General features: G+C 51.3%; 26 protein-coding genes. 12 read left to right on the top strand and 14 right to left on the bottom strand.

The features are described 5' to 3' along the window. Positions 1-185: 185 nt before the first annotated feature. From B9G79_RS07930 to B9G79_RS07965, 8 genes are all read right to left on the bottom strand, one after another. The gene (locus B9G79_RS07930) at positions 186-761 is read right to left on the bottom strand and encodes a type 1 glutamine amidotransferase domain-containing protein (RefSeq protein ID WP_088565040.1); all 576 of its coding nucleotides are present in this window, start codon (positions 759-761) and stop codon (positions 186-188) included. Between the two features lie 9 nt (positions 762-770). Further along, complete coding sequence (locus B9G79_RS07935) at positions 771-959, bottom strand: hypothetical protein (RefSeq protein WP_088566818.1); 189 nt, start codon at positions 957-959, stop codon at positions 771-773. A 55-nt stretch (positions 960-1,014) separates the two neighbouring features. Further along, on the bottom strand, positions 1,015-1,971 hold the full coding sequence (locus tag B9G79_RS07940) for a BON domain-containing protein (RefSeq protein WP_088565041.1): 957 nt from the start codon (positions 1,969-1,971) through the stop codon (positions 1,015-1,017). A gap of 165 nt (positions 1,972-2,136) precedes the next feature. Further along, positions 2,137-2,433 (bottom strand): hypothetical protein, encoded by a 297-nt coding sequence (locus tag B9G79_RS07945; protein WP_088565042.1) that lies wholly within the window; start codon positions 2,431-2,433, stop codon positions 2,137-2,139. A 30-nt stretch (positions 2,434-2,463) separates the two neighbouring features. Continuing rightward, on the bottom strand, positions 2,464-2,721 hold the full coding sequence (locus B9G79_RS07950) for a hypothetical protein (RefSeq protein WP_088565043.1): 258 nt from the start codon (positions 2,719-2,721) through the stop codon (positions 2,464-2,466). Between the two features lie 120 nt (positions 2,722-2,841). Further along, complete coding sequence (locus tag B9G79_RS07955; protein WP_088565044.1) at positions 2,842-3,276, bottom strand: BON domain-containing protein; 435 nt, start codon at positions 3,274-3,276, stop codon at positions 2,842-2,844. Beyond that, complete coding sequence (locus B9G79_RS07960) at positions 3,236-4,849, bottom strand: FAD-dependent oxidoreductase (protein WP_232469274.1); 1,614 nt, start codon at positions 4,847-4,849, stop codon at positions 3,236-3,238. Before B9G79_RS07960 ends, B9G79_RS07955 begins: the two co-directional genes overlap by 41 nt. Continuing rightward, positions 4,827-5,681 (bottom strand): YihY/virulence factor BrkB family protein, encoded by an 855-nt coding sequence (locus tag B9G79_RS07965; RefSeq protein ID WP_088565045.1) that lies wholly within the window; start codon positions 5,679-5,681, stop codon positions 4,827-4,829. Before B9G79_RS07965 ends, B9G79_RS07960 begins: the two co-directional genes overlap by 23 nt. A 432-nt stretch (positions 5,682-6,113) precedes the next feature. Between B9G79_RS07965 and B9G79_RS07970 the strand changes: the two genes are divergently transcribed. The 4 genes from B9G79_RS07970 to B9G79_RS07985 all read left to right on the top strand — a co-directional run bounded on the left by B9G79_RS07970 (position 6,114) and on the right by B9G79_RS07985 (position 9,621). Then, a complete protein-coding gene (locus tag B9G79_RS07970; RefSeq protein WP_088565046.1) occupies positions 6,114-6,659 on the top strand; it encodes a hypothetical protein in 546 nt (181 codons plus the stop codon). A 156-nt stretch (positions 6,660-6,815) separates the two neighbouring features. Beyond that, a complete protein-coding gene (locus B9G79_RS07975; protein ID WP_088565047.1) occupies positions 6,816-7,358 on the top strand; it encodes an OmpA family protein in 543 nt (180 codons plus the stop codon). A 28-nt stretch (positions 7,359-7,386) separates the two neighbouring features. Next, positions 7,387-7,977, top strand: a complete 591-nt coding sequence (locus B9G79_RS07980; RefSeq protein WP_088565048.1) for an outer membrane beta-barrel protein — start codon at positions 7,387-7,389, stop codon at positions 7,975-7,977. 147 nt (positions 7,978-8,124) lie between these two features. Next, positions 8,125-9,621: an FMN-binding glutamate synthase family protein gene (locus B9G79_RS07985; RefSeq protein WP_088565049.1), complete on the top strand. Its 1,497-nt coding sequence runs from the start codon at positions 8,125-8,127 to the stop codon at positions 9,619-9,621. A gap of 505 nt (positions 9,622-10,126) precedes the next feature. On the opposite strand, the gene B9G79_RS07995 is transcribed toward B9G79_RS07985, so the two are convergent. Continuing rightward, on the bottom strand, positions 10,127-10,549 hold the full coding sequence (locus B9G79_RS07995) for a hypothetical protein (RefSeq protein WP_088565051.1): 423 nt from the start codon (positions 10,547-10,549) through the stop codon (positions 10,127-10,129). 70 nt (positions 10,550-10,619) lie between these two features. After that, positions 10,620-11,468 carry a DMT family transporter gene (locus tag B9G79_RS08000; protein WP_088565052.1) on the bottom strand — a complete coding sequence of 283 codons (849 nt, stop codon included), beginning with the start codon at positions 11,466-11,468 and terminating at the stop codon, positions 10,620-10,622. A gap of 84 nt (positions 11,469-11,552) precedes the next feature. On the opposite strand from B9G79_RS08000, the gene queA reads away from it, so the two are divergent. The 8 genes from queA (at position 11,553) to B9G79_RS08040 (ending at position 19,887) form a co-directional block, all read left to right on the top strand. Continuing rightward, positions 11,553-12,593, top strand: coding sequence for a tRNA preQ1(34) S-adenosylmethionine ribosyltransferase-isomerase QueA (gene queA / locus B9G79_RS08005; RefSeq protein WP_088565053.1), 1,041 nt, complete (start codon positions 11,553-11,555; stop codon positions 12,591-12,593). A gap of 4 nt (positions 12,594-12,597) precedes the next feature. Continuing rightward, complete coding sequence (gene tgt, locus B9G79_RS08010) at positions 12,598-13,773, top strand: tRNA guanosine(34) transglycosylase Tgt (RefSeq protein ID WP_088565054.1); 1,176 nt, start codon at positions 12,598-12,600, stop codon at positions 13,771-13,773. Between the two features lie 127 nt (positions 13,774-13,900). Continuing rightward, complete coding sequence (yajC, locus tag B9G79_RS08015; RefSeq protein WP_226988156.1) at positions 13,901-14,242, top strand: preprotein translocase subunit YajC; 342 nt, start codon at positions 13,901-13,903, stop codon at positions 14,240-14,242. Next, the gene (gene secD, locus B9G79_RS08020) at positions 14,242-15,936 is read left to right on the top strand and encodes a protein translocase subunit SecD (RefSeq protein ID WP_088565055.1); all 1,695 of its coding nucleotides are present in this window, start codon (positions 14,242-14,244) and stop codon (positions 15,934-15,936) included. Before yajC ends, secD begins: the two co-directional genes overlap by 1 nt. A 9-nt stretch (positions 15,937-15,945) precedes the next feature. Then, a complete protein-coding gene (gene secF / locus B9G79_RS08025; protein WP_088565056.1) occupies positions 15,946-16,884 on the top strand; it encodes a protein translocase subunit SecF in 939 nt (312 codons plus the stop codon). A gap of 8 nt (positions 16,885-16,892) precedes the next feature. Then, a complete protein-coding gene (gene recJ / locus B9G79_RS08030) occupies positions 16,893-18,620 on the top strand; it encodes a single-stranded-DNA-specific exonuclease RecJ (RefSeq protein WP_088565057.1) in 1,728 nt (575 codons plus the stop codon). Beyond that, positions 18,617-19,312, top strand: coding sequence for a 7-cyano-7-deazaguanine synthase QueC (queC, locus tag B9G79_RS08035; protein ID WP_088565058.1), 696 nt, complete (start codon positions 18,617-18,619; stop codon positions 19,310-19,312). The genes recJ and queC overlap by 4 nt, the downstream gene beginning before the upstream one ends. 5 nt (positions 19,313-19,317) lie before the next feature. After that, a complete protein-coding gene (locus B9G79_RS08040; protein ID WP_088565059.1) occupies positions 19,318-19,887 on the top strand; it encodes a DUF366 family protein in 570 nt (189 codons plus the stop codon). A 109-nt stretch (positions 19,888-19,996) separates the two neighbouring features. On the opposite strand, the gene B9G79_RS08045 is transcribed toward B9G79_RS08040, so the two are convergent. Genes B9G79_RS08045 through B9G79_RS08060 form a run of 4 tightly spaced genes read right to left on the bottom strand, consistent with a single transcriptional unit; the run spans position 19,997 to position 25,182 of the window. Continuing rightward, positions 19,997-20,425: a hypothetical protein gene (locus B9G79_RS08045; protein WP_088565060.1), complete on the bottom strand. Its 429-nt coding sequence runs from the start codon at positions 20,423-20,425 to the stop codon at positions 19,997-19,999. Between the two features lie 10 nt (positions 20,426-20,435). Beyond that, positions 20,436-21,650 carry a TolC family protein gene (locus B9G79_RS08050; RefSeq protein ID WP_088565061.1) on the bottom strand — a complete coding sequence of 405 codons (1,215 nt, stop codon included), beginning with the start codon at positions 21,648-21,650 and terminating at the stop codon, positions 20,436-20,438. An 11-nt stretch (positions 21,651-21,661) separates the two neighbouring features. Continuing rightward, on the bottom strand, positions 21,662-22,060 hold the full coding sequence (locus B9G79_RS08055; RefSeq protein ID WP_088565062.1) for a hypothetical protein: 399 nt from the start codon (positions 22,058-22,060) through the stop codon (positions 21,662-21,664). Continuing rightward, positions 22,057-25,182 carry an efflux RND transporter permease subunit gene (locus B9G79_RS08060; protein ID WP_088565063.1) on the bottom strand — a complete coding sequence of 1,042 codons (3,126 nt, stop codon included), beginning with the start codon at positions 25,180-25,182 and terminating at the stop codon, positions 22,057-22,059. The genes B9G79_RS08055 and B9G79_RS08060 overlap by 4 nt, the downstream gene beginning before the upstream one ends. Positions 25,183-25,280: the final 98 nt, after the last annotated feature.

Genomic DNA, 25,280 nt, shown 5'->3' on the forward strand with positions numbered 1-25,280 from the left:
ATGTTAACTGGATGAGAGAATTATCCAATAAGTCCTGGCAACTTGCAACCCGTGGGTCCTTTTACGGACCGCGCGGTTTTAAGAAAAAAGTGAAGGAAACTGTATCTTTACGGACTCGGTGGTGCTTTCTCGCAACACACTCTGCCCCGTACAGGCTTAAAATGCAGCACATTCCCAAGGGGGGCTCATAAAGGGGGCGTGGCGTCTTTCAATTGCTGATCACCCATTGAAAAGACCTCGATCATCTTTTCGCTAAAGGCGGAGATGTCTTCGGGCTTACGACTGGTGACCAGTCCGTTATCGACGACCACCTGCGTGTCAAACCAATCCCCCCCGGCATTGATCAAATCCGTGCGCAGGCTGGGCCAGGAAGTGATTTTTCGACCTGAAACAATCCCGGTTTCGATCAGTAGCTGCGGACCGTGGCAGATGGCGGCAATGGGTTTGTGGGAATCCACAAAGGCCTGTACAAACTTGACGGCTTTTTTATCCATTCGCAGTTTGTCTGGATTGATGACTCCGCCAGGAATCATCAGGGCGTCAAATTCAGAAGGGTCGACTTCATCCAGGGATTTGTCGACGGCCAGGAAGTCACCCCATTCGCCTTTTTTCCAGGCCTTGATGTGACCTGGCTTTAATGACACAAGCACCGTCTGTGCGCCGGCCTTGTCCAGATAGTTGCGGGGTTCGATCAGTTCTGATTCCTCAAAACCGTCAGTGGCAATGATGGCTATCTTTTTACCGGCCAGTGATTGATTCATGGGGGCTCCCTAGTGGGTGGTTTTCTTGCGGCTGGATTTCTTCTTTTTGGCAGCGCCGCCGGTTTCTTTATTTACTGTGGCCCACGCAAGACGTTCGGCCTTTTTCGTGGAGGCTCCTTTTTTCTTGTAGCCCTCTTCAATATGCTGGGCCATGCGTTTTTGTTTGCTGGAATAGCTTTCTTTGCTTCCGCGAGGCATGAAAGGCTCCTTTTCAGAAAGAGCAAGGGAGGCCGTCATGGCCTCCCTTGGTGAGTTAGTGATTCGGGGCGTTTGTGGACGTGCTGGAGGAAGAGGACTTCTTCGTTCCGCTGGTTCCTGTTGTGCCCGTTGTACTTGAGGAACGTTCACTGCTCAGGGAGGAGGTGGAGGACGTGTCCTTTTCAGAAGACGATTCGCGGTTGACGCGAATGTTGTTGGTGACATCCTTCACACCATAGCAGCCTTCGGCGCAGTCTTCCGCCATATGTTTCATGCGGCGGTCAGGCACCGTTCCCGACAATGTGACTTCACCGTCTTTCACTTCAACCTCAATGCCTTCGGCATCGATGTTGTTGTCACGAGTCAGCATTTCGCACACATCTTCCTTGATGCGTTCGTCGGAGCGTTTGTAGGACTTTGGACCGCGACCGAAGAACTGGGAACGTCCTTCAGAGCGCTCCGAGCTGCGTTCAGACCCTCGCTCGGAAGAGCGATCACGATCTGTATCGAAAGAGGAACTGGTGCGGTATTGGTCCGATCCTTGGCGGGTCAGATCACTGGTGCCATAAAGCCCGCGACGGGAATCAAAACGGCCGGCTTCATAGCCGGAGCCTCTTTCGGATCTTTCTGAACGATCCCAGGAACGTTCATTGCGGTCATCGTAAGAGCGCCCGTAAGACTGTTCACCAGAGGAACCGTAGCGATCCTGACGGCCGCTGGCGCTGGATTCATAGGAAGAGCCGGAGCGATTGCCGTCGATAGAGCGGCTGCCACGGGATAGTTCACGGGAACCCTGTGTTCGGCCGTAGTCCTGATTGGAGTAATTAAAGTCACGGCGATAGTCAGAAGCATCGCGATATTCAGAGGAGGGACGATAGTCTTCATCGCGGTATCCGGAGCGCTCGTCCATTTCATCGCGCTCATACCAGTCTCTGCGTTCAGAGGCTTCACGGCGGGACGGACGTTGTTCATCCCTGCGCAAGTTGCGTGGTTCACGTTGATCATGTCTCATTTAATACTCCTTTTGTTGTTGGAGCGTTGATGTTGAGACGAGATTTCAGGGTTGACCACCTTCCTTTAAGTAATGTTTCAGAAAACAAATCTGCCGTATGAAAGAAAAAGAAAGGTCTTCTGCAAGAAGACCCTCCTGATAATGGATGACGGTGACATCCCGGATTTAGTCCCAGCTTCTTCCATCCGGCATCAGATTTTGTGAATCGATATCACGTGGCATCTGACGACCGCGCATTTGCCGGTCAAGCTGTTCCTGACGACGTATCATTTCATCCTGACGTCGATCCCAGTCCTGATCCAGAGTGCTCTGGGAAGTTCGCGGAGTGGGTTGAGGGCGTCGGTCCTGCGGTCCGGTGGGAATAGGACGTGATTGATATTGGGTTTCAGAAGATCGGTACTGTGCCTCGGCGTAGACCGATGGCAACAGCAGAGAAAGGACAACAATTGCGGTGAGTTTCATAGTATGCCTCCAGATGATGTTGTTTTGAGTTCAGTGTCTTCTTCTTAAAAGATAAGCCGCCAGTGCGCCCACGCCAGCTACGCTCACTGCTCCCAGAATTATCTGATAAGGGTGTCTCACGGCGTACTTGCGACCGCTTTCCAGAATTTCACCGGCCTGCTGGTAGATGCTGTTGAAGTTCAGCGACGATGATCCGGTGATGGAAGGTCTGTGGGTCGGTGATGTGGGTTTTCGTTGTTTGGGACTGCCATAGTGTGTGGCAGGGTTTCCTGCATGCTGGGCTGCCATAAAAGCCTCCTTGCTTGGTTTTTCTTTATTGTCGCGCGGGGCGGGCGGGCAGAGTACAGAACATCGCAATTTCTGTCAGAGACCATGCAGGACCAGGGACCTTGGTGGGTCCCCGGACACCTACTTTCGTTTGAAGTGCAGATCATTGTGGATGTCTTTGACGCCGGAACAGCGTGATACATGCTCTTCCACGAATCTTTTCATCTTGCGGTCGGCCACGATCCCTCGCAAAGTGACTTCGCCCTGGGTGACAATGACCTCCACGTCGGCGATGTCGATGTCCACCTCCAGCGCCAGAGTTTGTTCGACCTCGTCGCTGATGTTGCTGTCGCTGACGTCCATATCCTTGCTTGACGTGGACCCAAAGCGCGCATCATCAAAGGGCGGCCGGAAACTTTGGGTGCAGCCGGTGGAGCCTTGGCGCTGACGGTTGATATCAGGCCTGCTGGATTGCAGCTCTTTCTGCGAATCCAGATCATGATAGCAATGAATGCCGGCATCGCGGGTCTGAATTTTATCTTTCCGCGGAGGTGTCGCTCGGTTTTGCTTTTTCATATTCAGTCCTTTCATCAGGCATGGCGATGGTTTCCGCCTTTTCCTGTGGTTTTTTCATCACGGCTTGTTTAAGTCCTGAAATCGCCGGACCATTGATCACTTCACCGGTGCAGGCAAAGCGGGATCCGTGACAAGGGCAGTCCCAGGTTTTTTCGGCGTCATTCCAGTGCACGATGCCGCCCAGATGCGGGCACACGGCATTGAGAGTGACTGTCTCGTTGCTTTCGCTGGTATAGACGGCGAATGTCTTTGCTCCCTGATGCACCAGCCGTCCTTCACCCGGATGGGCTGAAACATTTTTGAGTTCTTCGCGTAAAGCAATCCGGTCGCGGTATTGGGCCAGCATATTCATATTGACCGAAATCACAGTTCCCAGATTTTTCACTTGAAAACGCGAAGGCGAATAGATGTGAGTCCACTCGTTGTGATTTTGCTGGATCAGATCACGAATCACCATGGCGCTGACCGCGGCGTGAGTCAGCCCATGACCGGAGTCGCCGCTGACAATATAGGTATTGCGATTGCCAGGGTTTCTTCCAATGTGGGCAAGGCCGTCGACGGGCTCGATGATCTGTCCGGACCATTTGTAAGCGATCGGCCCGGAAATGCCGAGGTTGAACAGAGCCCAATCGTGCAGGGTTTCAAATTTGGCTTCGGGATGATCTTCCTGGCCCACGCGGTGATCTTCACCGCCAATCAGCATAAGGTCCTTTCCTTCGGCATGATTTTCGACTTTGCGCACATAGTGATAGGGATGAGAGGTATCCCACATCAGAATGTCGGGGAAAGCATCGTGAGGCACTTCGATTCCGATAATATAGCTGCGGTGGGCGGCTTCCATGGTGTGAATCATCACCCGGTCATTGACCGGCACATTCGTGCAGACGACGACATGCCGGGCGTAGACATAGTGTCCGCTGTCGGTTTTCACGGAAGGCAGGGCGCCGTCCTTGAATTCCACCGCCGGAGACTTGCTGTGAATTTTTCCCCCCATGCCCACGATGGCCTTCAAAAGTCCGTTGATGAACTTCAGACTGTGAATGCGGGCCTGACGGGGGAAGCGCAGGGCCGGACCAAACTCGGCGAAATGAGGTGGTGAGGAAAGCAGTTCCACATCCTTAAAGCCCAGTTTTGCTGCGGCCTGGGCTTCTTCTTTCAGGTAATCTTTGTTCGTCTCGGGGCTTAGATAAAGATATCCGTCCAGTCGGCGGAAGTCGCAGTCGATGTGTTCTTCCTCGACAATTTTTTCTATCAGATCAATGGCATCACTGTGGCTGGCAATGGCCTTTCGGGCATTGTCTTCCCCCAGATTGTCGAGAAGTCTTGAAAGTCCTTCGTCGAGCACATTGGAAAGGTGCGCGCTGGTGCGGCTGGTTTCGTTGTGGCCCAGAGTGTCCCTTTCCAGGAGTGTCACCTGAAAGCCGTTTTTTAATAGGACATAGCTGTTCAGAAGTCCGGCGATACCGGCTCCGATCACACACACATCGGTGGATGCGTCTTCGCGAAGTGGCTGGAACTCGGGGACCTGAGTGTCCTGCCAGAAAGAGGCGTTATTCTGTTGATGTGGCTGCATGGGAAAACTCCTTTCTCCAGGCATAAATCGAATGTGCACCTATAAAAACAATCAAAGTTGAATAATAGACCCAAGCCAGTAATACGACGATGGAACCGGCTGCGCCGTAAGAGGAGGTGATCGGGCTGCCTCCCAGATACAAGCCGACCAGCTCTTTTCCGATCACGAAAAGCAGGGCCGTAATGATGCCGGCATGAAAGGCGTCCCGCAGGGCCAAGCGGGGCACGGGCAGAAAGTGAAAGATGCCGGTAAAAAGCAAAACGTAAAGCAGCAAAGAGAAGATGATGTTTATCACGAAAGCCCCCTCGCCATTGTCCAGCAGGCCCACGCGGATGACCGTGTTTAATGCAGTCGAAACAATCAGTGAAACCATCATGGCAAATATGAACCCAAATGCGAGACCGATCTGCAGCAGGCGGCTTTTCACGTAGGCGATCGAAGCGTGCAGGATGCTCAGGTCTTCCTCTTCCACAGTGTGTCCGAGTATTTCTGTCAGGGCCGCGCGCATTTCGCCGAAAATCAATCCCGCAGAAAGAACCAGGGTGCATGTTCCCAGAATTCCTGCCCACGACATCAGATCCACACGGTCATTGGCATTTTTTACCACGGCTTGCACTGCTTCTGCGGCGGTAGGACCGACCAGGGATGAAACTTCACTCATAAACGTCTGCTGCAGTTCCAGCCCCAGGTTGGCCACCACTGCCAGTGAAATCATCACCAGCGGGGCCAGAGAAAAGCAGGTGTAAAAAGCCACCGAGGCTGCCCAGGTCATGGTGTGGCAGTCACTGAATCTGTCTGCGAATGTGAATACGAAATTCTTCACTTTCGTCATGCAACCTCACCCCTCAATTATCGGACCCTTGAGGGGTGGGAGGAAGGTAAAAGTCTTTGCAAATATACACACACAATCACCCCTCATTCGGAGGAGGCGTGCCGGGATCTTTGGAGGGATTTTCCCTTGGCATGCCCGGATCTATTTCCGGCACGACCTTGGGACGTGGTGGTTCTTTCACTGGAGAAGGGCGGGGCTGGGTTGAGGGTGGGTTGAGGGTGGGTCCTGCGGAATGGGAATTTCATTTGGTCGTGGTGTCATGCAGATCTCCTTATTTTTTTTGTTTTCATTAGGCGGAGTTCTGAAAATGCGGGCAAAGATTTTATGATTACATGTGGGAAGGTCTGTTCATATACATGCGTGAAGAGATAGGCCTTGTGGAAAAAAAAGATCATAGTTCAGGTATTCAACAACCCTAAGAAAGGATCAGCCATGAAGACATATCTGTTAATTGCATTGTTTGCTGCTGCAACGGTTTCCTGTTCCCACAAGGAAAAGACCGCCAGCACCATGCCAAGCACGGAAGCTAAAACCGTGGCCGTTCAGGAAGAGGCGACTCATGTGACTGAGTTTGGTTTTAAGAAAGGTTCCAGCACCCTGACCTCGGATGCCAAAGGGGATTTACAGCGTTTGATTGATGAAGCCAAAAAGACCGGCACGATCAAAGAGATCAAAGTGATCACCTGGGGTGACAAGGACTATCCATCCACCGAAACCAAAAAGCTTTCTTCTGCCGAGGTGAAGCTGGTTAAAGAGCGCAACAAAGCGATTGAAAACTATATCAAGTCCTATGACAGATCTCCGGATGTGGATTTGTACAGCATGGCGGAAAGACCAAATTTGTTGCAGGACATGCTGAACACTTCCGATGCCCGTATCAAAAAGAATTTGGAGACGGCGGGAATTCCAACGACTGACACAACAGCGAAAGCACCGTCAAAAGCTTCAAAGTCCATCGTCATGGTTATTATGGAATAAATCCCCGCGGGGCAAAACTCCGCATTGCGGGAGGGCATTTAGGGACGACGGGGCTGTGAGCTGCAAAATAATATGGTCTCAGCCCCGGTCCAAGAGATGCAATACCCACGGATGCTGACAGTCGTAAGATTTTAACAACAACAAAGGAGAATGAAAATGAACATTCAATCTGTGATTGGCTCTTTGATTTTGGCAGTGGCTTTGTCTGCAAGCACATCGTTTGCTCTGGATAGTTCCACCGAATCCGCGGGAAAAACCCTGGGCGCGAAAATGGTTTCGGAAATTTCTTTTGACGAAGGCAAATCCACACTGACGGATTCTGCCAAAGACGACATTCGAAAAATGGTGAATGAAGCCAAACAAAAAGGAAAAATCGATGAACTAAAGGTTGCTGTCTGGGCGGACCGCGAATATCCGACGGAAGGGGCCAAGGCCTCCAAGCAGGATGTGAATCTGGCCAACGACCGTGCACGTTCGGTGAAGAACTTTATCAAGGACGAATTGAAGGTGGGCTCTGTGAACACTTATAACATGACCGAGCGCCCGAACGCCCTTCAGAAATTCATGCACACCGACACGGCCAAAACCAAAACCGCCATGGAAGACAGCGGGGCTGCTCCTCGCACTCAGGATGAAACCGGCTTCTTCAATCAAAAAGCCAAGTCATCCAAAGCTGTCATCATGGTCTATATGAAGTAAGCATTTGGAATTCACAACGGAGGCTTTTATGAAAGCAATCAGCGCGATACTTCTGGGATGGGCCTTAACAGTTGTCATGCCGGCCTATGCAGGATTTTATATTGAACCTGGAATCACCTATGAAAAAGGGGATAACGAGCTGGAGTGGCCAGCGCCTTTGAGCAACTCCACCGGAACAGGGCAGGGCCTGGGATTTAACCTGAAGCTTGGCTATCATGCCAATGACGTTTTCTTTATCGGTCTGGACGGCTCTTATTCCAAACCGAAATTCGAAAGCTCCGCTTCCATGGACTACGCAGCCGAAGCGACATCGACACTTTACGGGGCGGTGATCGGGGCACAGATGCCGGTGGCGGGACTGCGAATCTGGGGCGGATACATCTTTGGCGGTGATCTGGATCCGGAAGAGGACGGGGGCGTGGACGTGAAGTTCGAAGGTGCCAAGGGGCCCAAAGTGGGGGTTGGTATCAAGATCCTGATCGTCAGTCTGAATCTTGAGTACATGGATCTGGAATACGGCACCTCCAAATTGGAAGAGGCCGGTCCGGTGACCGGGGAGCTGGGCAAGTTCAAGAATAAGGTCGGTCTGCTGAGTGTGAGCTTTCCTCTGACATTCTAAGTTTTAAGACGAAAGAAAGGCCCGGTTTTGACCGGGTCTTTCCCTTTTGCCTTTTCAGTCCAGTTGGACTAGATTGGCTGTGCTTTGTGTTCGATACTTTGTCGGAAAGCGCAGTTTATTTTAAGGCAAGAGGGTCTTGAGGCTGAAATGAGAAGAGAGTTTTATATCGCATTTGCGGTGGCATTGGGTCTGAATGTGTTGTTCTATCTGTATTGGACGCCAGGACTTTATTCCCTGTTTTTGTTTGTGCCTTTCTTCCTGCTGGGATTCCGCGACATTCATCAAAATCGCCACGCGATCAAGGCGAATTTCCCGGTGTTCGGTCACTTCCGTTATATTCTGGAATCCATCCGACCTGAAATAAATCAATACTTTATCGAATCCAACACCGATGGAAAGCCGTTCAATCGGGAACAGCGATCCGTGGTTTATCAGCGCGCGAAGAAAGTGTTGGACACTGTTCCCTTTGGAACCCAGCACAATGTTTATGCGCAAGGGTATGAGTTTGTGACCCATTCCATGTACCCGAAGCATGTGGACCGCAAAGACCTGCGTGTGACCATCGGGACGGATTTGTGCAAACAGCCGTATTCCATGTCGCTTTTGAATATTTCCGCGATGAGTTTTGGTTCTCTTTCCACGGCCAGTATTCTGGCGCTGAATGGCGGTGCCAAAGACGGTGGTTTTGCGCACAACACCGGTGAGGGCGGTATTTCCCCTTACCATTTGGAGCCGGGCGGCGATCTGATCTGGCAGATCGGGACGGGGTATTTCGGTTGCCGCACGCATGACGGTGACTTTGATCCTGAGTTGTTCAGAAAAAATGCATCTCACCCCCAGGTGAAAATGATTGAGATCAAACTTTCTCAAGGTGCGAAGCCAGGGCACGGCGGTATGCTGTCCGGGAAAAAGGTAACTCAGGAAATTGCCAATATTCGTAACGTGCCAATGGGTAAGGATGTGATTTCGCCTCCGGGCCACAAGGCCTTCAGCGACAGCCGTGGCATGCTGGCCTTTATCACGAAACTGCGTGAGCTTTCCGGGGGAAAACCCATCGGTATCAAACTGTGCCTGGGTCACCGCAATGAATTTGAAGAGCTGGTCAGTCTGATGACTGTTGAAAAAGTGTATCCAGACTTTATCGTCGTGGATGGTGCCGAAGGTGGAACGGGTGCTGCTCCGTTGGAGTTCACCAACTATATCGGTATGCCAGGTATGGATGCTTTGGTGATTGTTGTCGACACGCTGAAAAAAGCGGGCTTGAAGGATAAGATCAAGGTCATCGCTACCGGTAAAATCACCACGGCATTTGATATCATCAAGTTGTTGTGCCTGGGCGCAGATGCGACTTACGCGGCAAGATCCATGCTGCTGGCATTGGGTTGTATCCAGGCCCTTCGCTGTAACAACAATAAATGTCCTACGGGTGTTGCCACCCAGGATCCAAACTTGGTTCGTGGCCTGCACATTCCGACAAAACGCGTGCGCGTAAAGAATTTCCATCAGGAAACACTTGAGTCCGTTGCACACGTGATTGGCGCAATGGGTGTGGCTCGTCACCAAGACTTGAACCGAAGCCACCTGTACAAGCGTGTCGAAGACGACACCATCAAAACTTACGCCCAAATTCACCCAGGCGTTTAAAATAAATCTAAATACAAATTACTTCGAGCGGAGGCGGGGCTTGGGCAGAGTCCTAAAAGCCCGCCGCTACAGCGGGCACGCGTCCGTGCTCAGTCGGTGCCGGGACTGCGTCCCGGTTCGCGCATCCATGCGCCACCGAAGGCCCGCTTTCGGGCAGGCTTTTAGGACTCTGCCCAAGCCCCTCGGTGCTAGATACAATTTCTCTTTCGTTTTTTTAAACGTGCCCGCGCGCGCGACTCTCGGTTTTTTTGCTTTTATTTTTTTTGCACTGAGCTTTGTGGGTTGGCGCTGAAAATCAGGGTCGTTGATCATTCATAAATAGCAAAATTTGGGGAGCGAGGAAGGGCCCTGGCGGCCAGAGAGAGGCCTTCGCGGGGCCTGGATGGCCCTCCGCCGAAGGCGGAAGCGACGAGGCAGGATGCCGTGCCGAACGGCGCGCCGACAGGGCCCTTGCTCGGGCCCCAAATCGTCGTGTCTAAGCAGGATCAACGATCCCGCTTATTTCTTACATGCATTTGAATTTCATTTCTACGTTGTAGCCGTTACCCAGAACTCCGTCGGCGACGGCGCCGCCCAGGCCTACGATGCCGCCAGCGGTGGATTCAGTTTGGCCGCCCAAAACGTAAGTAGCGCTGCCAAGGACTTGGGCTGCCTTGCTGGCTTTTTTTGCGTTTTTATAGGTTTTTTCGTCGTAGTCGCCGTTGTATTTGGAAGACTCATTGATGAAGGCTGCGGTCTGATTGCGTTCTTTGCAGAAGCTGTTGGCTTGGCGGATGGCTTCGCGGGAACCTTGATCGGTGTCTTCGCTGGCAATGACGACACGGTGAATGCCGTCAGCTCCGGCGCGAACATCCGGGTGGTGGGCGCAGGCTGCGGTGAAAATTGTGGCTGCTGTGATCAAACCGAAACGAAGATAAACCTTGTTCATGTGAGCATTCCTTTTGTTGTGAAATAACAATCATAGGAGACGCTGAACTATGCAAACAGTCCAGATCTTTTTAAAGGCTTAGAAGCAAAGCTCCAAGTCCGATGGTGGTCGCGCCCAGAATCTGTGTCCGGGTCAGGGACTCTTTTAAAAAGACCGAGAATACAACCGCAAAAAAGATGGAAGAGTTTCTAAGCGAGATTGCAAAGCCGGGGGCCGAGACCTTTAAGCCATACAAAAAGATTAAAAACGATGCCGTGGCGAAGGTGCCACACAAAAGAACCCGCACCGGGTGTGAGGTCATGGTTGCCTTGATTCGCGGCCAAGGGGCGCTGCGGATTCCGTAAAGCAAAAACGGCAAAGACACAACCATCGCCACTAAAAAGAGCGGCTTGGGGTCGGTGTTTTCGGTCAGAGCCTCATGATAGGCCAGGTGATAGCCGGCGATAAAGACGGCGCTGATATAGGCCCAGATGTCGTTTTTCAAACTCTGTCTTTTTCCTTTTAGCAGGTCCTGGAAGTTCATCGCCAGAATTCCTAAAAGAACAAAAACAGCTCCCAGGAACTGCAGGCCGTGGGCGCGTTCCCCCAAAAGGACGGTGGAATACAGCCACACCAGCACCATGGCACCTCCGCGCATGATGGCGTAAGATTTGCCAAGACTTGAAGCTCGCAATGCTTTGGACAACGTCAGAAAATAGAACCCCTCAAAAATACCTGAAAGAACTGCGATCGCAAAGGCGCGGTTGTCCGGAAAAATGAACCCCGTCCCGCTGATCGGCAGACTGACCGCTGTCAGCAAACCGCTCAGTAAAATGGTCAGAAAAAGGAAGCTTTCCTTGTCTTTAGAAGCCTTGGCCAGGCCATTCCAGGCGGCGTGAAGCAGGGCAGAGAGTAAAAGTAACAGGGGTCCTAAAGTCATGGTTGTTGTTTTAAACCCTTTCCATGGGTCGAAGCCACAAAAAAACTGCCTCGTATGGGGGTTTTATGGTATCAGAACCCACCTATGAAACTGACCGATTTGGACTTTTCCTACCCTGAAGAGCTTATTGCCACGTCCCCTGTGCGGCCGTCCCGCGTGATGTGGGTGGAAGGCGAATTAGAGCCTCAGGAAATCAGTTTGCAGGAACTGTTGTCACGTATTCCCGCCGGCGATGTGCTGGTGGTGAATAACACCCGCGTCTTAAAGCGCCGGGTTTTTTCTGGTGACGTTGAAATCCTTTTCCTGAAGCAGATCAATGCCACGGACTGGGAAGTTTTATTTCCGTCCAAGAAATTCAAAATCGGTGCGGCGCTGGAACTTCCGTTGGGCGTGCAGATGACCTTGCTGCAAAAAGGTCGCCCGCAAACCGTTCGGCTGAGTCAGGAAGTGGGCGAGGATTACTTCCAGAAGGTGGCGGAACTGCCACTGCCTCCGTACATTCAAAAAGCCCGGGAGCAGCGTCACACTGTCGAGGCGGACGAGTCCTGGTATCAGACGGCGTGGAATAAAAGTCCTGGCAGTTTTGCGGCACCCACGGCCAGTCTGCATTTTTCCGCCGACGACATTGAAGGTCTGAAAAAACGGGGCGTGAAAGTTTTGGAAGTCACTTTGCACGTGGGCCTGGGAACCTTCCTGCCGGTGACGGCGGAAGATCTGAATGATCACGACATGCACGAAGAATATGTGGAAATCTCTGCCTCCACATGGGCGGCGGTTCAGAATGCCAAAGCGGAAGGTCGCAGGATCTGGTCCCTGGGCACCACAACCAGCAGATCGCTCGAAAGTGCGGCTCAGGGTCTTTTGGGTGAAATGTCTGAAGCCGGTTTCAGTGGCTTTACCAAGCTGCTGATTCAACCCGGATACCAGTACAAAGTGGTGGATTGCCTGATGACGAATTTCCATCAGCCGCAGTCGACTCTGGTGGCTTTGGTCGCCGGATTTTCTTCCTTGAATCGAGTAAAAGCTTGCTATCAATGGGCCATTGAGCGAAAGTTCCGGCTCTTTTCTTATGGCGATCTGACAGTTTGGGTCGCGGCCGCAAAGTCGGCAGTTCACGAAGGGTGAGGTTATGTTGGACGGTCACAATTCCACAGCCGTGGGTCCTAATTCCACTGCAACAGATGCAAACATGAAACTGGGTGAATTCAAAGTTCACGCGACTGACGGCAATGCCCGTCGTGCCACCCTGATGACCGCACACGGTCCGGTGCAGACGCCGGTCTTTATGGCCGTGGGTACGAAGGCCACCGTGAAAGCCATGACTCCGGAAGAACTGAAAGACTGCGGCACTCAAGTGGTTTTGGGGAACACCTACCACCTGCACTTGCGCCCTGGTGAAAAAACCATCGCGCGCATGGGGGGCTTGCACAAGTTCATGAACTGGCATGGCCCGATTTTGACGGACTCTGGCGGTTTCCAGGTGTTCTCTTTGTCCCAGCTTCGCAATATGACTGAAGAGGGTGTGGAGTTCCGTTCGCACCTTGATGGCGCGAAGCACTTTATCTCTCCTGAAAAGTCCATGGAAATCCAAATGGACCTGGGTTCAGACATCATCATGGCCTTTGACGAGTGCTTGAAGTACCCGGCCACCGATGAAGAAATCGAAAAGTCCATGGCGCTGACCTATCGTTGGCTGCTGCGTTCCCAGGCCGCGATGACCCGCAAGGAAAGTCTGCTGTTTGGTATCGTTCAGGGCGGTTTGAGCCTGAAACATCGTTTGAAATCCATGGAGCAGATCTGTTCCGTGGATCTTCCGGGTTATGCATTGGGTGGATTCAGCGTCGGGGAGCCGATGCACTTGATGCACGCATTGCTTCCGGATGTGGCACCAAGAATGCCAGCCAATAAGCCGCGTTATCTGATGGGCGTTGGGACGCCGACGGATTTGATTATCGCAATTGATTCCGGCGTTGATATGTTTGACTGCGTCATGCCTACAAGAGTGGCACGCAACGGGACGATTTATACCTGGAACGGCAAGGTCAGCATCAAACGTTCTGAGTATAAGGAAGATCCTTCGGCTTTGGATCCGGAATGTGATTGCTATACTTGTAAGAACTATTCCAAGGCTTACTTGCGTCACATGTTCATGAGCGGAGAAATCCTGGGCTCCCGCCTGAACACCATCCACAACATTCATTTCTATATGAAAGTGATGGAAAAGGCGCGTGAGGCCATCGCTGAAGGCCGCTGGGCAGAGTATAGAGACTTCTGCTTAACACGCTTCGCCAAGAAAGATTCTTAAAGCCGATGAAGGCCCTCCGCCTTGCATCCGAACCTTTTTGATCGACTTTCTACTAAAGTATTGATTCTTCCCAAGAATAATGCTGAATTTTAACGTCAGTTAGAATTGTAAGTTTATGGAGGAATCAATGTTATACGGACTTCTTGTATCCACAGCTCACGCACAATCAGCGGCTCCTGGCGGTCAGCCATCAGCTTTCGAAATGTTTGTGCCGTTCATCTTTATCTTCGTCATCTTCTATTTCCTTATTATTCGCCCTCAGTCCAAACGTCAGAAAGAACACCAGAAGTTCCTGACTGAAATTAAAAGAGGTGACGAAGTTGTCACTTCCTCCGGCATTCTGGGCCGTGTAGAAGGCATCACTGAGCAATTTGTGACTTTGGAGATCGCAGACGGCGTTAAGGTGAAAATGCTTCGCAGCCAGATCGCAACATCTCAGAAAGCAGCAACTCAAGAGGAAAAGAAATAATGGAAGGTCTTCGCTGGAGAACGTTTGTAGCAGTATTGGGCGTTGCCGCATCTTTGGTGTGGGTATTGCCTAACTTGGTTAACTTGTCGGAAGTGTCCTGGTGGCCTTCCAAGCAAAAGCTGAATTATGGTCTGGACATCCAGGGTGGTTTGCACCTTGTTATGGGTGTGGATGTTGACGGCGTGGTGAAAGAATCCACAACTCGTCTGATCAGCACTATGAAAGCGGAAATGACCAAGGAAAACGTGGCTTATGCTGACGTTAAATCCGAAAAGCCAGAATCCGGAGAGGTTCAGGTTGTGGTGGCTGATGCTGCGGGCAAGGCTGCTGTCGAAAAGTTCATCTCTGACAAATATTCCACTGTTTTGCAGGTTGTTGGTTCCACTGACACTTCTGTGACGGCTCGTTATTTTGATGCTTACCTGAATGACTACAAAAACCGCGTTATTCAGCAGTCCATCGAAACAATCCGTAACCGTATCGATGAATTCGGTGTGGCCGAGCCTTCTATTTCCCAGCAGGGTGCCAACCGCATCCTGATCCAGTTGCCTGGTATGGCTGACGCTGAAAAAGCGAAACAGCTTATCAATACAACTGCGAAACTGGATTTCATGATCGTGTCTAATGAAAAGACACCTCAGGAACTTCAGGTGATGATTGCTGAGGCGGAAAAAGCTGGCAATTTCAACATGGAAAACACCAAGTACTCTGACTATGTGACTCGCGTGAATGAGGCTTTGAAAGGAAAACTTCCAGAGAAAACGGCAGTTTACTTTGAAAAAGCACCAAATGCGGCGACGATCGATGCCGGCGCAATTCCTTACCTGCTAAGAACTGACACTGATCTTGGTGGTGGTGCTTTGGATGACGCTTTCGTGGGTTATGACCAATACGGTTCTCCACAAGTGTCTTTGCAGTTCAACTCTGCGGGTGCTCAGAAATTCGCTGATTTGACTGGCAACAACGTGGGCAAACAGATGGCCATCGTTCTTGATAAAGTTGTTAAATCCGCTCCAAGCATCCGTGACCGTATTGCGGGTGGTTCTGCTGTCATCACATTGGGTGGTGGTCGTGACCGTAACGGCATGATGGATGAAGCAAAAATGATCTCCACTTCTTTGCGTGCGGGTGCTTTGCCTGCTTCTTTGGAGCAGTTGGAAGAGCGTCGCGTGGGTCCAACTTTGGGTGCTGATGCTATCGGTAAAGCCAAACTTGGTTCCTATGTGGGTGCGGCGATCATCGTGATCTTCATGCTGGTTTACTACAAATCAATGGGAGCAGTGGCGTCCGTGGCTTTGGGGTTGAACATCCTGGGCATCTTCGCTTTGCTGACGACTTTCGGTGCAACTCTGACTTTACCGGGTATTGCGGGTATCGCATTGACCGTGGGCTTTGCGGTTGACGCCAACGTTCTGATCAATGAGCGGATCCGGGAGGAACTGCGAATGGGTCACGGAATCAAGGTGGCTGTCGCTGAAGGTTACAACCGTGCGATGTCTGCGATCATCGATGCCAACGTGACGACGGCGGCGACGGCGGTGGTTCTGTTGTACTTCGGTACGGGCCCGGTGCGTGGTTTCGCGGTGACCTTGTTGATCGGTATCGTGACTTCCATGTTCGCAAACGTGTTCGTTTCCAAAGTTATCGTTGATACTTTGGTGAATAAATTCAACTTCAAGAAGTTGTCGGTTTAGTAGGTATATATGGCTAATAAAAATACAGAATCATTTGGACGTTTTGATTTCGTCGGTAAAGCCTGGTTCTTCGGGGGCGTGTCCCTGATCCTGGTTGTTGCTTCTTTGATTTATCTTGCGGTTCACGGGATCAACTACGGTATCGACTTTAAGGGTGGTACCGAGATCCAGGTGAAATTTGACCAGGGTGTGACCATTGATCAGGTTCGTGACTCCGTGGCGAGTCTGGACTTGGGTGAAGTGGGTGTTCAGTCCTTCGGTGAAGGCAACGAATTCATCATTCGTTTCCAGGGCCGTGAAGGTAAAACGGACAAAGAGACGAATGAGATTTTGAATGCGGACCTGACCAAGGTTCGTGGCATCATCACCGAGAAATTCCAGGCTTCCAATCCGGACATCCGCCGTATTGATACCGTGGGTCCTCAGGTGGGTGCGGAGTTGAAGCGTAACGGTTTGCTGGCAGTATTCTATTGCTTGCTGGTGATCCTGATCTACGTGGCACTTCGTTTTGATTACAAGTTTGCTCCGGGCGCAGTACTTTGCTTGTTCCACGATGCGGTGATCACTTTGGCGGTCTTCGTTCTTGTGGGTAAAGAAGTGAATGTGTCTATTTTGGCTGCGATCATGACGCTGATTGGTTTCTCTCTGAATGATACCATCGTCGTGTTTGACCGTATCCGTGAGATCGACACTGGAAACCACGATAAGGGCTTCAAGTTCGTTATCAACAAGTCCATCAACGAAATGTTGGTGCGTACTTTGATTACGTCCGGTACCACTTTCGTTTCCGCGCTTTGCCTGTACATCTTTGCTGATGGTACAGTTGAGGACATCGCGTTCTCTATCTGTGTGGGTATCTTCTTCGGTACTTACTCTTCTATCTACGTAGCGGCTCCTTTCGTTCTTTTGATGGACAAGCTCCAGTTCAAAAAAGCTAAAGCGGCGTAAGGATTTTCATGAATCCTTTGTGGACGCTGCGGGAATCTGAGAATGAGCCAGTCATCCCCTCGAATGTCGAGGGGCAATGGCCGAAGCTCATCACAAAGGTTCTTGCAGCCCGCGGTTTTGCTGAAGCTTCCCATGTTGAGAAGCTTCTATTCCCGAAGCTCGCTGATTTGAAAGATCCTCTTGTGCTTAAGGGGATGTCTCAAGCTCTTGAGCGCCTGGGTCAGGCGTACCTGAATAAAGAAAAAATCTGCATCTATGCTGACTTCGATCTGGATGGAACTTCCGGTCTTGCATTGCTGAAAACCGGCATGCTGGCTTTGGGGTTCCCGGATGTTTTGCACTATCAGCCAAAACGCCTGGCCGAAGGTTACGGCTTCCACGCCCATGCGGTCGAGGAGTTGAAAAAGCAAGGTGTCAGTCTGATCATCACCGTCGATGTGGGTATCACCGCGCACGCGGCGATTGATAAAGCCAATGAACTGGGTGTGGATGTAATTCTGACGGATCACCATTTGCCAGCAGAAACAATTCCTGCGGCATTTGTGGTGGTGAACCCCAATCAAGGGGATTGTCCGTCGGGATTGGGTTATCTTTGTGGGGCGGGTGTTGCCTTCTATCTTTTGCGTGGATTGAAACGTCACTTCCACGATCATCCACAACTGCCTAAAAATAATTGGGATTTAAAAGAAGTATTGGATTACTTTACCATCGGTACGCTGACGGACATGGTTCCGCTGGTGGATGACAACCGCGTGCTGGTAAAGCATGGTCTGGTGAAGCTTGCTGAAACCAAGCGTGCCGGACTTCGAGCCTTGCTTGAAGAATTAGACCTGACCGGAAGACCGCTGACCAGTCAGGATGTGGCGATTCGTTTTGCGCCAAAGCTGAATGCGCTTTCTCGTATGGAATCCGGCATTCTTCCGATTGATATATTCTTGTTGGATGATCCCAGCCAAGCCCGCGATATGGTTCGACAAGTGATGAAGAATAATTCCACCCGCGTGCAATTGCAGGGGGATGCGGAAGCAGAAGCTCAACAATTACTTCAAGGCTGGCCTCATCAGGATTTCGTGTTTGTCGCTTCCAAAAACTTCCACCGCGGAGTTCTTGGGTTGATCGCGACGAAGCTGACTCAAGTCTATAACAAACCAGCCTTTGTGGGGGCGGTGGGTGATGACGGCATGATCGTGGGCAGTGCGCGTTTGCCGCAAGGTCAGGAAGCCTGTCTTGTGGAAGCAATGTCTTCTGCACAGGAATTGCTAAGCCGCTTCGGTGGTCATTCGGCCGCGGCGGGTTTTGAGATTGCGGAAACCAAGGTTTCCACTTTCGTGGGTAAGCTGGCGGATCATTTCTCGGATTTGCGTGAAAAGCCAAAACCGCTGGAAATCTTCTATGATGTTGAAGCGGGACTTTCCGAGGTCAGTGAAGGTTTGATGAAGTGGTATGACTTCGTCGGTCCTTTCGGCGCGGGGTTCTCGATTCCTTTGATTCATTTCACGAATGTTCAGGTCTTGTCCAAACGCGAACTCAAGGGCGGGCATCTTCGTCTGAAAATTGCTGATGCTGATGGCGGGGCTTCTGCGGAAGCGTTGTTGTTTACTCCGACACCGCGCCAGTTGGATACTTTGACCAATGTGCCGGGGTTCTACCATGTTCTGGGTGAACTGCAGTGGAACTATTTTGCCGGGCAAAAGACAGTTCAGATTCTTATTCGGGATTTAAAGGCAGCCACATGAAAAAAAACAAAAAGGTCGTAGTGCTTTTATCGGCGGGGTTGGACTCGACGGTGAATGCGTATGAGGCTATCAAACACCACCATGAAATTGTTCTGGCTTTGACTTTCAATTACGGGCAGCGTGCCGCGAAGAAAGAGCTGGAGGCTTCCGCAAATATCGCAAAACACCTGGGGGTTCCACACAAAGTGGTCGAGCTTCCATGGTTCAAGGACTTTAACAAGTCGTCTTTGCTGGTCGAGGATCAGACGGTCCCTACCGGGGCGGCAGTGGAAATCGACAATCAGCAAAAATCGGAAGAAACCGCGAAGTCAGTGTGGGTTCCCAATCGCAACGGGATCTTTTTGAACATTGCGGCGGCTTACGCAGAAGCTTTAGGTGCTGATGCGGTCATCCCGGGATTCAACGCTGAAGAGGCGGCAACTTTCCCGGACAATTCCCGCGAGTTCCTTGAGCAGGCCACCAAGTCCCTGTGGTATTCCACGTCCAATCATGTGACGGTGGGGTGTTACACGGCTCATTTGAAAAAGCCTGATATCGTGCGGTTGGGGCAGGGGCTGAAGATTCCCTGGGAATTGATTTGGCCTTGCTATTTCTCGGGCGACAAGTGGTGCGGGCAGTGTGAGTCCTGTCTTCGTTCCAAGCGGGCTTTTGCTTCAGCCAACATTGATGTGAAACATCTTTTTAAGGAGTAGTGCGGATGGAAGCTTCATTTATTGAAAAGAAATTTGCCTATGACGGTTCTCAGCTTCGCTCGCTGTTTGCCTATCTGGAACACGGAATTTTGGGACCTTCCATTGTTTCCTGGGTGGGTGCCTGCTCGATCCCTTTTGATCACATGGTGGACGGCGAAGATCTGCTTGAAAAGGCCGTGATCCAGTCCGATGAAATGCTTCATTTTATTATTGAAGTCTTTGATCGTGATTTGTTTTCGGGCGTGGCGTTACAGCGCCTGTTTGCCTCGATCGCGAAAGATTATGTGCAGTCTCACGGGAAGGGTCTTCTGACGGGTAAATCGGTTCGTCGCGACGGGGATGATATTTACCTGGATACCAAAAAGTTAAGCATTAGCATTGCGACTCGCTCACCAGTGTCGGTGATGGTTCATTTCGCCATGAACGTCACCAACAAGGGCACTCCGGTTGAAACCCTGTCTTTGCAGGATCTGGAGCTGGATCCAGTGCGCGTGGCCGAAGACCTGATGTCCCTGTTCCGCCGCGAATTCGAATCGATCACCGTAGCCACCCAAAAAGTCCGCCCCGTTCCTTAGGCGGACCTTCTCGCTTCGACGTGCTTAAAGCACGCCTGCACTGCGAAGGTCCGCCTCCGCCTTGCATCTGGGGCTTTTTGAGTCGCCTAAGCCCCAGCACGTTTTTCGCTTAGTGGTGGTGGGAGTGGTCTTCTTTTTTGGATTCCTTCTTGGATTCTTTGAAGACAGGAAGAGGGAGCTTGTAGATGGCTTCGTTACCTACGGCTTTTTCTCTTGTTGCCTGAATAATCAAATTTGTTTTTGCCGGAACTTTTCCATTCGGAATGCAGTGATAGTGGTCAGTGCCCATCACGGAGCATGTGTATTTTACTTCTGATTTTTTATTTTTTGCTGTCACCGCTACGGATGAATCTTTGATGGTTGGGTTTTCAAAGTTCATATCCAGCAGGTAAACGTGAACGCTCTGGTCTTTGTCCACGGTGATTTCCGTGTGGAAAGCTCCCGGCATTTGGACATGGCCACCATGCGGACCTGGTTTGTCTTCGCCATGGGCCCAGGAAAGCGCGGGAAGAAGGATAAGAGTTGCTAGCAGTTTCATGTTGTTCTCCTTAGATAGTCAGTTCGTCAAATTTCAATTTCAGGATTGCAAGTTCTTTTTGTACTTCCAGCAGGCGGGTGCGGTTGTCAAAAAGGCTGTTGGTGGCGCTGGCAAGGTCTGAAGAGTTTTTTACTCCACGACGGTATTCAGACAATGTCAGGTCATAGTATTTCTGAGTCAGTGTCTGGCGTTTCTCCAGCAACGTGCGCAGTTGTAAAAGTTCCCGGGCTTTGTTGCGCAGGCTGGAAACTTGCGTATCCAGTTGCAGGCGGGTGCTGGTTTTCTCCAGGCCTTGAGCTTTTTCGATTTCTTTCGCAGCGGCGCTTTTAAAGCGCGTGTCAAGACCCGAGAACAGCGTCCAGGTCATCAGCACCGACACACGGGACTCGCTTGCTTCCAGAGGGTCGTCGTATTGTGGAACCAGGCGACCGTACTGAGCATTCACATCAATGCTGGGAAGGTACGCCCCTTGGGTCTGCTGGCGGCGCAGTTGTGAGCTTTGCTCGAGCGCTTCCTGCTTCTGTAAAGTGGGGTTGCCAGCTAGGTCCGACTTTGCAAAATCAGCTTCGCTGATGCGCGGGAAAGTTTCTTTTGTGGTCAATTGCACGGGTTCTGAGCTGTTGATCAGGGTTTTGATCACATCTTTTGAAACCTGCAGATCGGTCTTATGAGTTTCGATTTCCGCTGACAGTGTGCTTTCTTCCAGGTCCAGTTCAATGGCATCCACGTTCGACGTCAGACCGGCATTGATTTTTTTCTGAGCCATGGCGCGCTGGTTGTGCAGGAACTGCAGTTTTTCCGAATCCACAGCAATAAAATGCGTGTTGAGCAAAGCTTCGTAGTACGCTTCCCCCAGCTCGCGGTGCAGGCGGCGCGAGGTGATTTCAAAGTCGAAGTCTGCAATGCGGCTTTCCTGAGTGGCAACGCTTTTTGCCTTCCAGTCCTGGCCGCCGCGATACAGGTTCCAGCGTCCGCTGAGATAGCCGACATATCCATCATCTTTGTCATGCAAAGTGCTTTCTTTGCCATAACCGGCCGAGGCGGATATCTCTGGCAGGAACGGACTCCATTGGCTTTTTGCCTGACTCTGGCTGGCTTGTTGACGAGCGGCGCTGGCCCGCAATTCCGGGTTGTTGCTGACCAGTTGCTGTTGCAGGCTGGTCAGGTTTTGCGCGTTCGTTGTTAGACTGAAGAACAGGGCCGTCAAACCCCATTGCCACTTCATAGAAACTCCTTTTATTTTTCCACCAGAAACTTGAAGGTGTCAGATTTACCTTCATAGTCGACTTTGATCTCAAGATTTACGCGGTGGGAACCCTGGAAATCCACAGTCGTGTCGAAAGAATTGGCGTTGGCGGTAAATTGCAATGGGGCCGCTTTGCCCTTGGGGGACTTGGCAGTGCCGCTGATTTTGATGTTTTTGGTGTCCAGGCTTTCGCCCTCGTGAGCGCGCGGGAAGAATTGAACCTTGGTTTCGATTGCCAGCATTTCCATATTGAACAGTTTTCCGGTTTTTGGAATACCCCCATGCTGGGCTTTCAAAGTGCCTGGCACATCATGGCCTTCATGCGCCATGGCCACAGGGGAGAGGGTCAGTGATGCCAGCAGAATCAGGCTTTTCAGGGTGCGTTTCATGAAAGGACTCCTTGTTTTTCGTTTTCTTCAATATGTTTTAAAGCGGACTGTTTACCAAACTTCCAGAATATCGCCGGAGTCAGATACATATCAAGCAAAGTGCTGCTTAATAGACCGCCGACAATCACGATAGCCACCGGATGCAGAATTTCCCGTCCCGGAGCTCCCGGCGAAAGAGCCAAAGGCAGCAATCCAAGAATGGCCGTCAAAGCAGTCATCAGAACCGGAACCAGGCGCTCTAAAGAGCCGCGCACGACCATGTGTTTGGAGAACTCCTCGCCCTCGTGCTTCATCAGATGCAAATAGTGTGAAATCATCATGATGCCATTGCGGGATGCAATACCACATAATGTGACGAAGGCCACAAGGCTGGCGATGCTCAGAGTGCCGCCCGTTATGTAAATCGCGATGATGCCGCCAATGAAGGCCATGGGGATATTGAGCATAATCTGAATCGAAATAAAGGTGGATTTGAAATGAGCATACAGAACCAGGAAGATCGTCAGGATTGAGATCACTCCCAGAATGGCCATCATATCAGAGGCCTGTTGCTGGCTTTCAAACTGGCCGCCATAAACCACATAGTATCCGGCAGGCATTTCCACTTTGGATTCGATGTTCTTTCTAATATCGGCAATGATGGCATCCAAAGAACGGTCGGTGGAGTTCGCCTGAACCACGATTCTTCTTTGTGCATTTTCACGCTGGATAATATTGGGGCCGGTGGATTCGTAAACGTCCGCGACCTTTTCAACTGTGATGCGGCTTCCGTCCGGCATAATTTTCACCGGTGTGCGTTTGATAAGCTCAAGGTCCGTACGGGACTTGTCATCAAAACGCATAAACACATCCACTGTCTTATGGCCCTCAAGAATCTGTCCGACCACTTCGCCCTGCAGCGCTTTTTCAAGCAACTGGGCCAGATCGCCGACCGTGATGCCATAGCGGGCAGCCTCATCGCGCAGAAGATGTATCTTCACCTGGGGAATCAGAACCTGCTGTTCAACCTGAAGGTCGACAAGGCCGGGAACATCTTTGATGGCCTGATAAACTTCCGCCCCTTTGGCGCGCAAGGTGGAAAGCTCAGGTCCAAAGACCTTAATGGCAATCTGCGCGCGCACGCCGGACAGAAGGTGATCCAGGCGGTGAGAAATCGGCTGACCGACGTTCACACCCACGTTCGGGATGGCTTCCAGATTTTTACGAATCTCTTCCAGCACCACTTCGCGGGGGCGGCCTTCGTCTTTAAAGTCCACTTCAATTTCCGAAGTGTTCACGCCCTCGGCGTGTTCATCCAGTTCGGCGCGTCCCGTTCGGCGCGACACGGTCACGACTTCCGGAGTTTTTAGAACGATCAATTCAGCCTGGGTTCCAATTTTATTGGACTCTGCCAAAGAGATTCCCGGGGGAGCCACAACGCTGATCATCGCCGAGCCTTCATTAAAGTGCGGCAGGAAGTCGCGTCCGATGATCAGAGACAATGCGATCGAGCCGGCAAACAGCAGGCCGGAGGCCCACAGAACTGGCTTTGGATTATCCAGGGTTTTGTTAAGCAGCTTTTCCTGATGTTTTTTCAGCCAGCGCACCAAGGCGCCGTCTTTATGTTCCAGCAGTTCGCCTTTGGAAAGGAAGTACGAACACAGCGCCGGAGTCACGGTCAGCGAAACCACCATGGAGGCCAGCAGTGAAACGATGTAAGAAATCCCGAGTGGTACAAACAGGCGGCCTTCAATTCCACCCATGCTAAACAGCGGCACAAACACCAGCACCACAATCAAAGTCGCAATGACGATGGAGTTACGAACCTCTGACGAGGCCTCATAAATCACTACCAGAGGATTGCGGGGATTCGCCAGAAGTTTGTTCTCGCGAAGGCGGCGATAGACGTTTTCCACGTCGACAATGGCATCGTCCACCAGCTCACCGATGGCAATGGCCAGCCCCCCCAGGGTCATGGTGTTGACGGAAAGATCAAAGAACTTAAACACGATGGCTGTCAGAACGAAAGACAGGGGAATGGCTGTCATCGTGATCGCCGTTGTGCGGAAGTTCATCAGGAACAGGAACAGAACGATGAAGACCAGGAACACCCCATCGCGCAGGGCCATTTTTACGTTGTCGATGGCGGTCTCAATGAACAAGGACTGTTTGAAAAGGTTGGGTTGCAGCTCGACACCCGCAGGAAGAGTGGTGGCGAACTGCTTTAAGGCCTCGTCGATTTTTTCTGTCAGCTCCAAAGTGTTGGCGCCGGGCTGTTTTTGAATGGAAAGAATAACCCCGGGTTTTCCGTTGATGCTGCCGTCACCGCGTTTGGTTTGCGGGCCTTCAACGACGTCAGCGATTTCTTTGACCAGAACCGGGCGGCCCAGATGCATGCCGACGACCGAGTTCATGATCTCTTCCTTTTCCTTTACCGCGCCGATGTTGCGGATCAGGAACTCCTGTCCTTCAAGATCAATAAAACCGCCGGTCGAGTTTTGCGATACATCTGAAAGGTTGTGTTCAACCTCGTCCATGGTCAGTTGCAGCTTTTGCAATTTTTCTGCGGAAATCAGAATCTGATACTGGCGGACTCCGCCACCAATGGAGATAACCTGCGACACGCCCGGAATGCTCATCAGGCGGGGGCGCAGTGTCCAGTCAGCCAGAGTGCGCAGATCCATGCCGGACACCTTGTTGTCAGGTGAACTTAAACCCACAAACTGGATTTCGCCCATAATGGATGAAATGGGTCCGAGGGTGGGGGAGATGTTCTTAGGCAGCTTTTCTTTGGCCAGAGCAATTTTTTCCTGAACCATCTGGCGGTTGCGATAGATGTCGGTATCCCAGCCGAACTCAACATAGATCACACTGAGTCCCACGCCTGAAGAAGACCGAACTCGTTCGACTCCGGGCAGACCATTCAGGGCGGTTTCCAGCGGGAAGGTGACCAGGGTTTCGACTTCTTCCGGAGCCAGGCCATGGGCTTCCGTCATAATATTAACGGTGGGGCGATTCAGATCTGGAAAGACGTCCACTGGCAGATGAACCAGGGCCCAGCCTCCATAGGCCACCATTAAAGCAGCGACTGCGATCACAATGAGACGATGAGTCAGAGAGTATTTAATAATTCTATCAAGCATAGGTCTACTTTAATGCCTCCGCACACCCTACTAGGAGGGGGTATCCGGCCTTGTGACAATCCGAGGAAAAATATTTTTCTTCAAGGCCCCTTGAAATA

It is taken from the genome of Bdellovibrio bacteriovorus, from assembly GCF_002208115.1.
Taxonomy (GTDB): domain Bacteria; phylum Bdellovibrionota; class Bdellovibrionia; order Bdellovibrionales; family Bdellovibrionaceae; genus Bdellovibrio; species Bdellovibrio bacteriovorus_C.